Consider the following 13,832-nt stretch of genomic DNA (forward strand, 5'->3'; position numbering starts at 1 on the left):
AAGCAACTCAGCTAAGAGCTAGCATGTAATGACTACAGCCACAGCCTTATGCCCTTGCGGCAGCAACAAAAACTTTGCCGACTGCTGCCAGCCTTTACTCGCCGGCGAACAACAAGCCGAAACCGCCGAGCAGCTGATGCGCTCGCGCTACAGTGCTTTTTGCCAGCACGATGTAGACTACCTGATTGCCACCCATCACCCCTCTAAACATGAGCACGATGACAAAGAGCAACTCAGGCAAACCCTAGCCAGCTGCCGCTGGCTACAATTAAAAATAGTGCAAGCACTGCAAGGCCAAGCCGATGATGATAGCGGCACGGTAGAGTTTATTGCCGTATACGAAGAGAATAAGCAACTTTTTCAGCTCTGCGAAAAATCCAGCTTTATTAAAGAAGATGGCCGCTGGTATTACTTAGACGGTATTATTTCTAATAGCCACCAGGCTCACGCGGCCAAACTGGGGCGCAACGATCCCTGCTGGTGTGGCAGTGGCAAAAAATTTAAAAAATGTCATGGTTAATCAGTCGTTAGTAAGCAGTCGCTAGAAACTATGAACTAGCGACTGCCCGCCAAAAACGCTCTTATTTTTTTATAGTCCTGATACAGTATTTCGCTATCAAAATTCTGCACCCCGCTGCGGCTTTGTTGCGGTTTAAATATAGCTTGCAGCCTGCCCTGGGGGTTTATTAAATACATATACACACTATGGCTGACGCTATAGGCTTTGGGGTTAGCCACAGCTTGCGATTTAATTTCTTTAGCTATGCCTAAGCTTTGTTCAAAAGCCTGAGCTGCTTCATCGGGCCTAGGTGCCAGGCCTTTAATAGCCAAGGGGAAGTAAGCTAAGTATTGCTGCAATTGCTGTGGCGTATCGCGCTGGGGGTCTAGGGTATAAAACGCGAAGTTCAGTTCTTCAGGCTCACTGTCTTGGGCTAATTGCTGCTCAAACTTTACCAGGCTGGCCAGGGTGGTGGGGCATATATCGGGGCAATAGGTATAACCTACTGACAGCATTAACCAGCCTCCCTTTAGTTGCGCGGGGGTAAACGCCGCCCCCTGCTCATCCACTAAATTAAAATTGGCCAACTTTTTAGGCTGAGGCAAGTACACCGCCGATTGCAATTCAGGCGCTGCACTAGGTTTTAACAACAGGCCAAAAGCCAACAATAGGCTCAGCACCAGTGTTATTAGCAAACCTATAGCCAGTTTAATTTTAAGCCTATTGCGGGCTAACATAAGCTACCACTGCCAATTAAGCGGCAAGTAGTGATCCACTAACAAAGCGATAAACAAATAAAAAAGATAGGCTATGGAAACATAAAAGGTTTTTAAGGCAGACCCCGGCTTAGCAAAAAACTTCAGCTCTAAAGCATAATATAAAAACCACGACCCCAAACCCAAAGCCGCCAACACATACAGCAGGCCGCTCATAGCAATAAAATAAGGGATTAAACTCACTAAGACTAAAGCGAGGGTGTAAAACACTACATTCGATTTAGTAAACTCTATGCCATGGGTCACCGGCAGCATGGGTATATTGGCACGTTTATAATCCTCTACCCTATCTATGGCTAGGGCCCAAAAATGAGCGGGCGTCCACACAAAAATAATCAGCACTAACAACAGCGCCTCTCTATCTATGCTATTGCTCACACTCACCCAACCCAATAAAGGCGGCAAAGCCCCCGACAAACCGCCTATTACAATATTTTGTGGCGTGGCATGTTTTAAATACAGGGTATAAATAAAAGCGTAACCGATAAGCCCAGCCAGAGTTAACAGCGCGGTTAGCGCATTCACCCAATATAATAAAATGGCCATGGACAGCACAGCCAACACTAGGGAAAACAACAACGCCTGGCGATTATTAATCGCACCACTGGGCATAGGCCGCCGCTGCGTTCTGCGCATTAGGGCATCAATATTTTGATCTACCACATGGTTAACAATGGCAGCCGAGCAAGCCGCCAACCCTATCCCCGTGGTAGCGGCAATAAAAATAATAGGGTTAAGCAAGCCAGGGCTGGCTAAATGCATACCCACTACTGCGGTAAGCAATAGCAGCAACACCACCTTAGGTTTACACAGTTCAACATACTGGGCGATTAAAGTAGCATTAATAAGGTGCTTAGAACTGGCCTGTAATTTCATAACGCTGGCCTTGATTAGTTAAAAAAAGTGATGCGCGATAAAAACACATAATTAGCTTCCGAGGCCATCAGTGCAATCAGCACCAATATGGCACCGGGCGGTAGCAGTATCAGCAATATCATAGCCAAACGCTCCCAGGCCAAGTGCATAAATATGCTCATGATAAAACCGGCTTTTAACAACATAAAAATTAAGATTAATGACCAGCGCAAATAGCCCTCCAGATGGTAATAATCAACCATATAAGAGAAGGTGCTTAGCACAAACAATAGCAGCCAAACTTTTAAGTAAATGCCTATGGGGTGCTGCTGGCCTACGGCATGCTGTTGCGTTGCGGCAGTACTCATAAATCACCTCACCATAAATAGAAAAATGCAAAAATAAAAACCCAAACTAAATCAACAAAGTGCCAATACAGACCGGCAATTTCTACAATATCGTAACCCTTGCCCTCGTAATCACCACGCCGTACTTTGTTTGCCACCACCAGCAAATAAATAACCCCAGCACTAACATGCAGGCCGTGAAAACCCGTAATCATAAAAAAGGATGAGCCAAATTGCGCCGCCCCCATGGGGTTAGCCCAGGGCCTTACCCCTTCATCAACAATAAGCTTGGTCCACTCAAAAGCCTGCATACCCACAAAGCTAGCCCCCAATAAAGCCGTGGCCAGCATTAGCTTAAAGGCTAACTGCCTATTGCCGTTGTAACCGGCATTAACCGCCATCGCCATAGTGCCGCTACTGGTGATTAACACAAAGGTCATAATGGCTATTAATAGCAAGGGGAAATGGGTACCCGCCACCTCTAGGGCAAATACTTCACTGGGATTGGGCCAGGCGACGGTGGTGCTCATGCGCACGTTCATATAACCCGTTAAAAAAATACTGAATACAAAGGTGTCGCTTAATAAAAACAGCCACATCATTAACTTGCCCCAAGGCACATCAAAGGTCTGCTTATCGGCGCTCCAATCACTCACCAGGCCAGGCATACCTGGCTCTACATATTCTGCTTTTTCTTCACCGCTGTTGGCCATAGGCTCACCTGCTGCTGTTACTAAAGCGTTTTAATACAAGGTTTAAAAACCGCACAGGGCGGCTATTGCCGCATAGGTTTCTGAGCGGCTGGTTAACAATAAAAAAAGTATCATCCACAACACTAATAGGTAATGCCAATAGCTGGCACACAAAGCTAAGCTATTATGCAATCGCGGCAATGCTGCGCTGCGAAAAAAACGATAAATTACAGCCAGCAACACCAGCAAACCACCGAATAGGTGCAGGGCATGTATGGCTGTTAATAAATAGTAAAAACTATTGGCGGGGTTGCTACCCACGTAATAGCCCAAGGCCATTAACTGTTGCCAGACCATAAACTGAGCCAACATAAAAGCCACAGTAAATAGCAAGGCCAATATCAATGCCACTAGACTCGCGTTAAGCTGGCCACGCGCACTGCTATATACACCCCACTGCATTGCCAAACTGGCCAATAATAAAATAGCGCTATTGATCCAAAGCTGACCGCTGTCGGTAAAGGGCTGCCAAGGCTGCCCCGCTAAGGGAACAAAATCGGGGTACTGCGATCGCGATAAAAAAGTAATAATAAATAAAAAAAACAATACACTCACCGCAGCTAAAAAAAACCGTAAGGCTATGCGCTGCGGCATAAGGCCAGAAGTTTGTGGCATAACAGCCTCGCCAGCCTGTGCCAGCCAAGGTTTTTCAAATAAGCTCTGTAGTATTTTCATTCGCCTATACCTTTATGCCTGCCGCTTTCGTCCAGCCATTCAACCTCATCCTGGCTAAAATTTTGGGGAATAAAATCATGCTTGGCATTGGGCACACTAAAGTCATAAGCCCAGCGATAAACGCGCGGCAGCTGCGCCCCCCAGTTGCCGTGTTTGGGCGGCAAATCCGGTGTTTGCCATTCTAAGGAAGTGGCACACCAAGGGTTTTTATGGGCTTTGCGGCCATAGCGCAGGCTCCAAATCACATTGATAATAAATAAAATTTGCACCACTCCCACGATAATAGCCGACACCGTAATACTGGCATTTAACGCCTGTGCCGAATCGGGGATAAAGTCGGTGCCCGACATGGCATAGTAACGCCTAGGCACGCCTAAAAACCCTAGGTAGTGCATAGGTAAATAAATGGCATAGGTGCCTAAAAACGTTAACCAAAAATGCCATTGCCCCAAGGTTTTATTAAACATGCGGCCAGTCATTAAGGGGTACCAATGATAGATGGCGGCAAACAACACCATCACTGGCGACACCCCCATTACCATATGAAAATGCGCCACCACAAAATACGTATCCGATAAGGGTAGGTCTACCACCACATTCCCCAAAAACAAGCCGGTCAAACCGCCGTGGGTAAAGGTAAAAATAAAACCTATAGCAAATAACATGGGCACCGTTAGATGTATATTGCCGCGCCATAGCGTAAGCACCCAGTTGTAAACTTTAATCGCCGTAGGCACAGCAATAATTAAAGTGGTGGTAGCAAAGAAAAAACCAAAGGCGGGGTTCATGCCGCTTACATACATATGGTGCGCCCATACAATAAAGCTTAGCCCCCCTATGGCCACTATGGCCCACACCATCATGCGATAACCAAAAATATTTTTTCTCGCATGTACCGCCAACACATCAGACACCATGCCAAAGGCAGGCAAGGCTACGATATAGACTTCGGGGTGACCAAAAAACCAAAATAAATGTTGAAATAAAATTGGGCTGCCACCGCTGTAATCTAATTGCTCGCCCATAGATAGTATGGCGGGCATAAAAAAACTGGTGCCTATGGTTTTATCTAACAACATCATAATGGCGCTAACCAATAAAGCGGGAAAGGCCAACAAGCCCAGCACAGTTGCGGTAAAAATACCCCATATGGTTAGCGGCATACGCATCAAGGTCATGCCATGGGTACGCGCCTGCAATACCGTGGTCACGTAATTTAACCCGCCCATAGTAAAAGCGACGATAAATATGGCCAGCGACACCAACATTAAAATTATGCCCCAGTCATAGCCGGGGGTGCCCTGCAGTATTGCCTGCGGTGGGTATAGCGTCCAGCCGGCACCGGTACTACCACCGGGCACAAAAAAACTGGCCAACAACACCAATACCGCCAATAAATACGTCCAATAGCTGAGCATATTGAGATAGGGAAATACCATGTCTCTGGCGCCTATCATCAGGGGAATTAAGTAATTACCAAAACCGCCCAGTAATAAAGCGGTCAATAAATAAATCACCATAATCATGCCGTGCATGGTGACAAACTGCAGATAGGCGCTGGGGTTAATAAAATCAAAGGCATCGGGAAAGCCCAATTGCAAACGCATCATGCCCGATAACACCAAGGCCACCAGCCCCACAAAAATTGCCGTGCAACCATATTGTATGGCAATCACTTTGTGATCCTGGCTCCAGATATATTTGGTAATAAACGTATCGGGGTCGTGTAAGTCGCTGACTTGATCGGCAATTGCTATATGTGCCATGCAGTTTCTCTCTATATGTTATCTATATTTGATCTATGTCTTACTAATGATTTTTAATCGATTTCCCTAAAATTTTTAGCAAATTTCTTCACCGGCCCAGCAGTAAAAACTAGAGACTATTAATATAAGTTAAGAGGTCATCTATGGCCTGTTCATCATTTAATAAGCGCGCCATTAACATCATCTGGCGGCCATGGGTATCTTTGTTATGAGTGCCGCGTATGCCCTGTTTAAAATTGAGCAGCTGGCGTTTGATATACCAATCATCTAGGCCCACTAAGGCTGGGGCATTCAACGCGCTATTACCTTCACCCTGGCTGCCGTGACAGGCACCACAGTTAACAAAATAGCCGTGGCCACTTTGTCTATCGCCATTGCTAATAGTGGCTGTTAGCTGTGGTTTAGGAAGACTTTGTATATAGGCCACCACATGATCAATGGCACTTTGGTCGGCGAGCAAATTCGCCATCGCAGCCATTTGCTGGCCGTAGCTGTCTTTGGGGTGCTGGCCTCTAATGCCCTGTTTAAAATTAACTAGCTGGCGCGCCATATAGCTAGCACTTTGGCCGCTAAGCGCGGGGGCATTCATAGCCCTATTGCCCTCACCCTGCTGGCCATGGCAGCCGCCACAAGTGGCATATAATGCTTTACCTAATTGCGCATCACCCACTACCCGCTGCTGGCTACTGGCAAAGGTAGCTTGGCTGTTTACCCAGCGTTGATAATCGGCTTCGCTCTCTACTACTACATTGCCGCGCATGGCGTAATGAGCCAAACCGCACAACTCCATACATAAAATATCGTAGCGACCCAGCTTGGTGGGTGTTAGCCATAAGTAGCTGACTAGGCCGGGGACTAAATCCATTTTTACTCTAAATTCAGACACCGCAAAATTATGCAGCACATCCTTAGAGCGCAGCTCAATTTTTACTGGCTTATCTATAGGCAGGTGTAGCTCGCTATCAAACACCAGCACATCATCTAGGCCTGCGCTGTCGTTGGGGTTAATACCAAAGGGGTTGCTGGCGCTAATATGCCGCGTATCTACTGTGCCTAATTTGCCATCCTTACCCGGCAGCCTAAAACTCCACTGCCACTGCTGCCCCACCGCCTCAATTACATGGGCCTCGGCGGGAACCTCAACAAACTTGGCCCATACAATCAGGCCAGGGGCTAACATGGCAGCCACCCCAACGGTGGTAATAGCCATTAGCCAAGTCTCTAGTTTTTTATTTTCAGGTTCGTAGTGGGAGCGACGATGATGCTGGTGCCTATAACGGTACACGCAATAGGCCAAAAAAATATTCACCGCTATAAAAACGGCGCCGGTGACCCAAAAGGTAATATTAATGGTGCTATCTATAGAGCCCCAATTAGAGGCTAGCGGGGTAAACCACCACGGGCTCATAAAATGAAACACTAAAGAGCCGACCACCAGTAATACTAAAACAATCGCTAATAACATAAGCGGAATAATCCTTTTATTCTTATCAGACGAAGGTTGTTTTTAACGTGCTGGAGCTTAAATACAGGCTACAAAATACTGACCGACTTTTTATTGCACTGCATCTACGTTACAGCCGCTAATCAACGAGTCTTGATGGTTTTAATGAAAAATACTGACGCCACCTGTGTATATGAAATTTAAAATCAGTATAGCAGCCGATCATTAGGGCAAGCTTTTTGAAAACATGATGACATTAGGGATTATGTTATTGAAATACACACATGACATATCAGCTTATGCGCTTATAAGGCTTACTGCTTAAAACCGCTTTAAATACGGTATTTATGGTTTTTTTAGCGTATTAACGCATACCACAAGTATTCAATATGAAGCTTTAATCTATTGCTTTTTTAACCCCTGCTATAAGCCACCAACTTGGAGCCAGACCTGATATCTGCTACTATCGCGCCCTTTTTGATGGCTAGTGGCAGGCCACTCTCTCCTAACTCGGCAGCTAAGGTCAGGCTTAGGTAGGGCACTGCTATAGTGCTAGCTAAGCAACTCACTCTGCACATGGGGCATGCATGTTTAACTTAATCACCTCGAATACCAGCAATGTCAAAAATGACTTGCTATCGGGCTTTACCGTAGCCTTGGCTTTGGTGCCTGAAGCAGTGGCCTTTGCCTTTGTAGCGGGCCTAGAACCCATGGTGGGTTTATACGCAGCCTTTATGATGGGTTTACTCACCGCGGTTTTTGGCGGCCGCCCGGGAATGATTTCCGGTGCTACAGGTGCCACCGCGGTGGTCATGGTCTCGCTGGTGGCGGTACACGGCGTGCAATACTTATTCGCCGCAGTAGCCTTAGCGGGGGTATTGCAAATCACCGCCGGTATTTTAAAGCTGGGCAAGTTTATCCGCCTAGTGCCTCACCCGGTAATGCTGGGTTTTGTTAACGGCTTGGCGATAGTGATCTTTTTGGCTCAGCTGGGCCAGTTTATGGTTAAGGACGAGTCCGGTGCGCTGGTCGCCATGCAGGGCGAAATGCTATACACCATGGGCGCACTTATCGCTATTACCATGCTGATTATGCATTTTCTGCCTAAATTCACTTCGGCAGTGCCCAGCGGCCTAGTCGCCATATTGGTGGTGACTTTAGCGGTAATTGGCTTGGATTTAGAAGCCCGCACGGTTATCGACTATGTGCGCGACATGCTACCGGCCGAGCAAGCAGCCACCGCCACCTTAAAAGGTGAGCTACCCAGCTTTGCTATCCCCATGGTGCCCTTTAACTTAGAAACACTGCGCATTATTTTCCCTTACGCATTGATAATCGCCGCCATAGGCTTGATAGAGTCGCTACTGACCTTAACCCTGATTGATGAAATCACTAACACCCGCGGCCACGGCAACAGAGAGTGTGTAGGCCAAGGCATAGGTAACACCGTTAATGGTTTCTTTGGCGGCATGGGCGGTTGCGCCATGATAGGCCAGAGCATGATTAATATTAACTCCGGCGGCCGCGGCCGTTTATCGGGCATTACCGCAGCACTGGTATTACTGGGCTTTATTTTGTTCGGTGCCAAGATCATAGAAATCATTCCGCTGGCAGCACTGGTAGGGGTAATGTTTATGGTGGTACTGGGCACTTTTGAATGGTCGTCCTTCCGCATTATCAAAAAGATCCCAAGGTCAGATGCCTTTATTATTATTTTAGTTTCGGGTGTTACCGTGGCCTATGATCTGGCCATAGCGGTTATTGTGGGTGTTATTGTCTCGGCGCTTATTTTTGCTTGGAAACACGCCAAGCACATACAAGCCGATACTTACATAGACGAGCAAGGCCAAAAAGTTTACGACCTGCGCGGCCCCGTATTTTTTGGCTCTATTAGCTATTTCAAAGAGTTGTTTGATATAGAAAACGACCCCGAGCATGTAGTGATAGAGTTTAAACGCTCCAGAGTAAGCGATCACTCCGGTATAGAGGCCCTGGACGGCTTAGCGCTAAAATACAAAGCCGCCGGTAAAAAATTACACCTGCGCCATCTTAGCCCCGAGTGCCGCCAGCTGCTAAAAAACGCGGGCAATATGTGTGAAGTCAACGTAATGGAAGATCCCGACTACCACGTGGCTACCGACGCCTTAGGCTAAGCCCTGCTAATACTAAAGCCCTGCCTGCGCAGGGCTTTTTTTTGCCTGTAAACCTTAGCCGCCAGCTAGACCAAAAATCGCAGGCATAAAAAAAGGCCACCTTGCGGCAGCCTTTTTTAACAACGTTACTATTTAGATAGCAACGATGTTTTCAGCTTGTGGGCCTTTTTGGCCTTGAGTTACATCAAACTGAACTTTTTGGCCTTCGGCCAAAGTTTTGAAACCATCGCCTTGAATCGCGCTGAAGTGTGCGAATACGTCTGGGCCGTTCTCTTGCTCAATAAAACCAAAACCTTTGCTTTCGTTGAACCACTTTACTGTACCTGTTGTTGCCATGATCTAATCCTAAATTTATCAATGTTACTTTATTTATAATGACGCTTTAAAATCAGCATTGAATTATGGAACTCAGGACGGTACAACAAAAAAGAACGTCTTAAAGGTTGAACATAAAAACACGCTATCATTTACAAGCTGTTGAAATTATATGCCATTTTGGTGAAGCGTCAACATACAGCAGCGAATAATAAAACAGGCCTACCGCTAGGCTTTGCCACTATCGACTACAGGAAACAGCATGAACCAGCCCACAGCACCACGACCACTGCACGGACTCAGGGTAATAGAAATGGGGCAATTGCTCGCAGGCCCCTTTACTGGCTGCATCTTAGGCTACTTTGGTGCCGAGATAATTAAAATTGAGCCTCCCGCTGGCGGCGACCCGATTAGAGGTTGGCGGGTGGTAGAAGACGGCACCTCGCTGTGGTGGCACTCGCTAGGGCGCAATAAAAAATCTGTCACCTTAAACCTAAAAGAGCAAAAAGGCCGCGATATAGCCAAACAATTGATCAACAGCGCTGATGTACTAATAGAAAACTTCAGGCCTGGCACCATGGAAAAGTGGGGCTTGGGGCCAGAACAATTTAGCGATGCTAACCCGCAATTAGTCTACGCCCGCATCTCTGGCTTTGGTCAAACCGGCCCCTATGCCCAAAAAGCGGGCTATGCCTCAGTCACCGAAGGCATTAGCGGCTTTCGCTATGTTAACGGCCACCCCGGTCAGGCACCGGTACGCCCCAATTTGAGCATAGGCGATAGCATAGCGGGGCTGCACACCGCCCTAGGCATTACCATGGCCTTATTAGAGCGCCACAACAGCGGCAGCGGGCAAGTGGTGGACGTAGCCTTGTATGAAGCCATGTTTAACCTTATGGAAGCAGTAGTGCCCGAATACGATGGCGCGGGGGTCATACGCGAGCCTAGTGGCAGCACCGTTACCGGCATAGTACCCACCAACACCTACCGCTGCCGAGATAAAAAGTATGTGGTTATAGGCGGCAATGGCGACTCTATTTTTAAACGCCTAATGCTAGCCGCTGGCCACCCCGAAATGGCCAATAACCCCGCCATGGCCAATAACGAAGGCCGCGTCGCCCACGAGGTAGAAATAGACGCCGCCCTAGCCGCGTGGTGTGTGCGCCACCCTGCCAGCTTTATTATTGCAACCTTGGAAGAAGCTAGAGTACCAGTAGGCCCTATTTATAATGTTGCCGATATGATGGCCGACCCCCACTTTCAAGCGCGTGGTTTATTCGAACAGGTAGAAATCAATGGCAAAGCCTTGAAGATACCCGCTATTATCCCCAAGCTTAATAAAACCCCTGGCAAAACCGATTGGCCAGGGCCCCGCTTGGGCAGCCACACCGAAGAGGTGTTAGGCCAGCTAGGGCTGGATGCCGAGGCCATCGCCCAGTTACAGGCACAAGAGATTATATAAATGGATAAAGACCGCTGCCCGCTGTGTGGCAATGCCAATCTTTGCGCCGTTAACCAAGGCGGCAGCATAACGCAGTGCTGGTGCAGCAAGGCCACTATTAACCCCGCAGCCTTGGCCGCTGTCAGTGCCGACGACCAGGGCCAGCGCTGCATCTGCCAGCAATGCGCCAGCCGCGTTGACCAGCTCAGTAAACCCGCCCAGTAAACGCAAACACCACTAAGGAACAGCATGAGAGGCAATCTTATACACGGCGCAGAATATCTCGCCAAAGGCTTTCAACTTATTACCCAGCCCGGTTTACGGCTCTTTGTCATTATCCCCTTATTAATTAACATAGCTATTTTTGCTCTGTTGCTCACCCTCACCTTTCAGCAATTTGCCCAATGGATAGATGACTTAATGGCTTGGCTGCCCAGCTGGCTAGAGTTTTTACGCTGGGTGGTATGGCCCCTAACGGTAATTTTTGTATTGGCTATTAGCAGTTATTTATTTAGCACTATCGCCAACTTAATCGCCTCGCCTTTTAATGGCCTGCTGGCAGAAAAAGTAGAAGAGCGCTTAACCGGTGAACCTGTTAACGGGCCGGAAACCTTGGCCCAGTTGCTAATAATGGTGCCTAAAAGTTTTGCCCGCGAGCTGCAAAAAATACTTTATTACTTACCTTGGGCCTTATTGGCCTTGGTGATTACTTTTATCCCGGTGGTCAATATTATCTCGCCAGTACTATGGTTTTTATTAGGCAGCTGGATGATGAGCATACAGTATTGCGACCTGCCCATGGATAATAACCAACACTCCTTTAAAGCAATGAAAACCGTATTAGGGCAGCATAGGCTTACTTCCAGTGGCTTTGGCATGATAGTCATGGCAGGCACTATGATACCGCTGGTAAACTTTGTGATCATGCCCGCTGCGGTATGTGGCGCAACGGTTTACTGGGTAGAAAAACTAAAACAATCCCCCAGCTTACAACAACACTAACAAAGTTTAGGAACTAAAAGTTTAGGAACTATAATGAAAACCAGCCCCCTCTATGACCTAAGCGTAAGCGATATACAAGGCAAGCCCGTGACGCTGGCCGATTACCGCGGCCAAGTGTTATTAATCGTTAACAGCGCTAGCGAATGTGATTACACGCCACAGTATCAAGAGCTGGAGTTACTACAGCAGCAACTGCAACAGCGCTTTGGCCCTAATAAATTTTCAGTATTGGCTTTCCCCTGTGACCAGTTTGGGCAACAAGAACCCGGCAGCGATAGTGAGATACTACAGTTTTGCCAAAGCCGCTACGGCGTAAGCTTTCCGCTGTTTAGCAAGATAGAAGTTAACGGCCCGCAGGCCAGCCCGCTATACCGTCATTTAAAACAGGCAATCCCCACAGCCAGTGGCCACAGCAATATACGCTGGAACTTTGAAAAATTTATCGTGGATAAAAAAGGCCGCGTGGTTAAACGTGCACCGCCAGCGCGCTCACCACTGGCGCTACAAAAACATTTGGCAGGCTTAATTCAACAACGCTAACAAGGTGTTATAGCCATGACCACCGCAGCAGATATTATTGATTTTTGGTTTCATGAATTACAGCCACAGCAATGGTGGCTAAAAGATGAAAAACTAGATCATATGATAAGCCAGCGCTTTTTACCCTGTCTACAACAGGCCAGCCAGTGCGAGTTATTTGGCTGGCGCAATAGTGCCCAGGGTCGTTTAGCAGAAATCATCGTATTGGATCAATTCTCCCGCAATATTTATCGCGATAAACCCCAAGCTTTTGCCAGCGACCCATTAGCCTTAGCCTTAGCGCAAGAGGCTGTAGCGCTGGGCTACGATCTAGAGCTTAACCCCACACAGCGCAGCTTTTTATACCTGCCCTATATGCACAGCGAGTCGGCCGCCATACATAAAACCGCAGTGACTTTGTATCAAGCGCCGGGGCTAGAGGATAATTATGCCTTTGAACTCAAACACAAAGCGATTATCGACCGCTTTGGCCGCTACCCACATCGCAATAAAATATTAGGGCGGCAGTCCACCGCAGCAGAAATTGAATTTTTGGCACAGCCCGGCTCTAGCTTTTAAGCCCTCTCTTTTTTAATCCCTCTCTTTTTTAACCCCTAAGTCTGTCGCCTTGAGGGCCCACAACGGAATCAACATGTTTAAAAAATACCATCGCCTGATAGGCTTAATTATGCTCATCCCCCTATGTCTATGGGCGGCCACCGGCATATTTTTCAGCATTAAGCCTGGCTACCAAGAGGCTTACCAAAAACTCTTTGTAAAAACTTACCCCTTGGCAACATCCTTAAACCTAGTTACTCAGCCAGAATGGCAAGAGGTAAGACAGCTAAAAACCATACTGGGCGAGCACCTATTAGTAAAAACCAACAATACATGGCAGCAACTGCACCCCCATAACTACCAAACACGCCCTATAGCCCAACCCGAACAAATACGCCTGCTTATAGCGGACGCCATACGCAGTGACCCAAAACGCTACGGCAATATAGCTAGCATTAACGGCGATCAGGCCAGCACCAGCACTGGCGTTAGCATTAGCTTAGATTGGGGTAGCCTTGCGCTAAAGCAACGCGGCCAAGATACCGAACTCATCGCCAGCCTTTACAAGCTACATTATTTGCAATGGACCAATAGTGAAATACTCAATAGGTTTTTTGAGATTATTGGCCTAAGCTTACTGGTAATATTAACGTTACTAGGTGGCTGGATGAGTGTTAGAAAATCTTAAGGATGAATCTGTTAGCTATGCGGAGCATAGCGCCAATTCAGC

At 47.4% G+C, this 13,832-nt stretch carries 16 protein-coding genes; 8 read left to right on the forward strand and 8 right to left on the reverse strand.

What is annotated here, in order from left to right:
- The first annotated feature begins 28 nt into the window (after positions 1 to 28).
- Positions 29 to 520 carry a YchJ family protein gene (locus NO559_RS01700; RefSeq protein ID WP_258330042.1) on the forward strand — a complete coding sequence of 164 codons (492 nt, stop codon included), beginning with the start codon at positions 29 to 31 and terminating at the stop codon, positions 518 to 520.
- Positions 521 to 555: 35 nt separating this feature from the next.
- On the opposite strand, the gene NO559_RS01705 is transcribed toward NO559_RS01700, so the two are convergent.
- The 7 genes from NO559_RS01705 to NO559_RS01735 form a co-directional block, all read right to left on the reverse strand.
- Positions 556 to 1,236, reverse strand: coding sequence for an SCO family protein (locus NO559_RS01705; RefSeq protein WP_258330043.1), 681 nt, complete (start codon positions 1,234 to 1,236; stop codon positions 556 to 558).
- A gap of 3 nt (positions 1,237 to 1,239) precedes the next feature.
- Positions 1,240 to 2,151, reverse strand: coding sequence for a heme o synthase (cyoE, locus tag NO559_RS01710; protein WP_258330044.1), 912 nt, complete (start codon positions 2,149 to 2,151; stop codon positions 1,240 to 1,242).
- Positions 2,152 to 2,165: 14 nt separating this feature from the next.
- Positions 2,166 to 2,498, reverse strand: coding sequence for a cytochrome C oxidase subunit IV family protein (locus tag NO559_RS01715; protein ID WP_258330045.1), 333 nt, complete (start codon positions 2,496 to 2,498; stop codon positions 2,166 to 2,168).
- An 8-nt stretch (positions 2,499 to 2,506) separates the two neighbouring features.
- Positions 2,507 to 3,190, reverse strand: coding sequence for a heme-copper oxidase subunit III family protein (locus NO559_RS01720; protein ID WP_258330046.1), 684 nt, complete (start codon positions 3,188 to 3,190; stop codon positions 2,507 to 2,509).
- Positions 3,191 to 3,232: 42 nt separating this feature from the next.
- Positions 3,233 to 3,904 (reverse strand): cytochrome c oxidase subunit 3, encoded by a 672-nt coding sequence (locus NO559_RS01725; RefSeq protein ID WP_258330047.1) that lies wholly within the window; start codon positions 3,902 to 3,904, stop codon positions 3,233 to 3,235.
- Positions 3,901 to 5,670 (reverse strand): cbb3-type cytochrome c oxidase subunit I, encoded by a 1,770-nt coding sequence (locus NO559_RS01730; protein WP_258330048.1) that lies wholly within the window; start codon positions 5,668 to 5,670, stop codon positions 3,901 to 3,903. The genes NO559_RS01725 and NO559_RS01730 overlap by 4 nt, the downstream gene beginning before the upstream one ends.
- Positions 5,671 to 5,779: 109 nt before the next feature.
- The gene (locus NO559_RS01735; protein ID WP_258330049.1) at positions 5,780 to 7,135 is read right to left on the reverse strand and encodes a c-type cytochrome; all 1,356 of its coding nucleotides are present in this window, start codon (positions 7,133 to 7,135) and stop codon (positions 5,780 to 5,782) included.
- Between the two features lie 566 nt (positions 7,136 to 7,701).
- Between NO559_RS01735 and NO559_RS01740 the strand changes: the two genes are divergently transcribed.
- The gene (locus tag NO559_RS01740) at positions 7,702 to 9,267 is read left to right on the forward strand and encodes a SulP family inorganic anion transporter (RefSeq protein ID WP_258330050.1); all 1,566 of its coding nucleotides are present in this window, start codon (positions 7,702 to 7,704) and stop codon (positions 9,265 to 9,267) included.
- Between the two features lie 132 nt (positions 9,268 to 9,399).
- Here the strand turns inward: NO559_RS01740 and NO559_RS01745 are convergent, their stop codons facing one another.
- Complete coding sequence (locus tag NO559_RS01745; RefSeq protein WP_309149049.1) at positions 9,400 to 9,606, reverse strand: cold-shock protein; 207 nt, start codon at positions 9,604 to 9,606, stop codon at positions 9,400 to 9,402.
- Positions 9,607 to 9,844: 238 nt separating this feature from the next.
- Between NO559_RS01745 and NO559_RS01750 the strand changes: the two genes are divergently transcribed.
- The 6 genes from NO559_RS01750 (at position 9,845) to NO559_RS01775 (ending at position 13,790) form a co-directional block, all read left to right on the forward strand.
- Complete coding sequence (locus NO559_RS01750) at positions 9,845 to 11,044, forward strand: CaiB/BaiF CoA-transferase family protein (protein WP_258330052.1); 1,200 nt, start codon at positions 9,845 to 9,847, stop codon at positions 11,042 to 11,044.
- Positions 11,045 to 11,248 (forward strand): cysteine-rich CWC family protein, encoded by a 204-nt coding sequence (locus NO559_RS01755; protein WP_258330053.1) that lies wholly within the window; start codon positions 11,045 to 11,047, stop codon positions 11,246 to 11,248.
- Between the two features lie 24 nt (positions 11,249 to 11,272).
- Positions 11,273 to 12,025 carry a sulfate transporter CysZ gene (cysZ, locus tag NO559_RS01760; RefSeq protein WP_258330054.1) on the forward strand — a complete coding sequence of 251 codons (753 nt, stop codon included), beginning with the start codon at positions 11,273 to 11,275 and terminating at the stop codon, positions 12,023 to 12,025.
- Positions 12,026 to 12,058: 33 nt separating this feature from the next.
- Positions 12,059 to 12,565, forward strand: coding sequence for a glutathione peroxidase (locus tag NO559_RS01765; protein ID WP_258330055.1), 507 nt, complete (start codon positions 12,059 to 12,061; stop codon positions 12,563 to 12,565).
- 15 nt (positions 12,566 to 12,580) lie between these two features.
- Positions 12,581 to 13,123 carry a DUF924 family protein gene (locus NO559_RS01770; RefSeq protein WP_258330056.1) on the forward strand — a complete coding sequence of 181 codons (543 nt, stop codon included), beginning with the start codon at positions 12,581 to 12,583 and terminating at the stop codon, positions 13,121 to 13,123.
- Between the two features lie 73 nt (positions 13,124 to 13,196).
- Positions 13,197 to 13,790: a PepSY domain-containing protein gene (locus NO559_RS01775; protein WP_258330057.1), complete on the forward strand. Its 594-nt coding sequence runs from the start codon at positions 13,197 to 13,199 to the stop codon at positions 13,788 to 13,790.
- Positions 13,791 to 13,832: the final 42 nt, after the last annotated feature.

The sequence above is a fragment of the Dasania sp. GY-MA-18 genome, assembly GCF_024734385.1.
GTDB classification, from domain to species: Bacteria; Pseudomonadota; Gammaproteobacteria; order Pseudomonadales; family Dasaniaceae; genus Dasania; species Dasania phycosphaerae.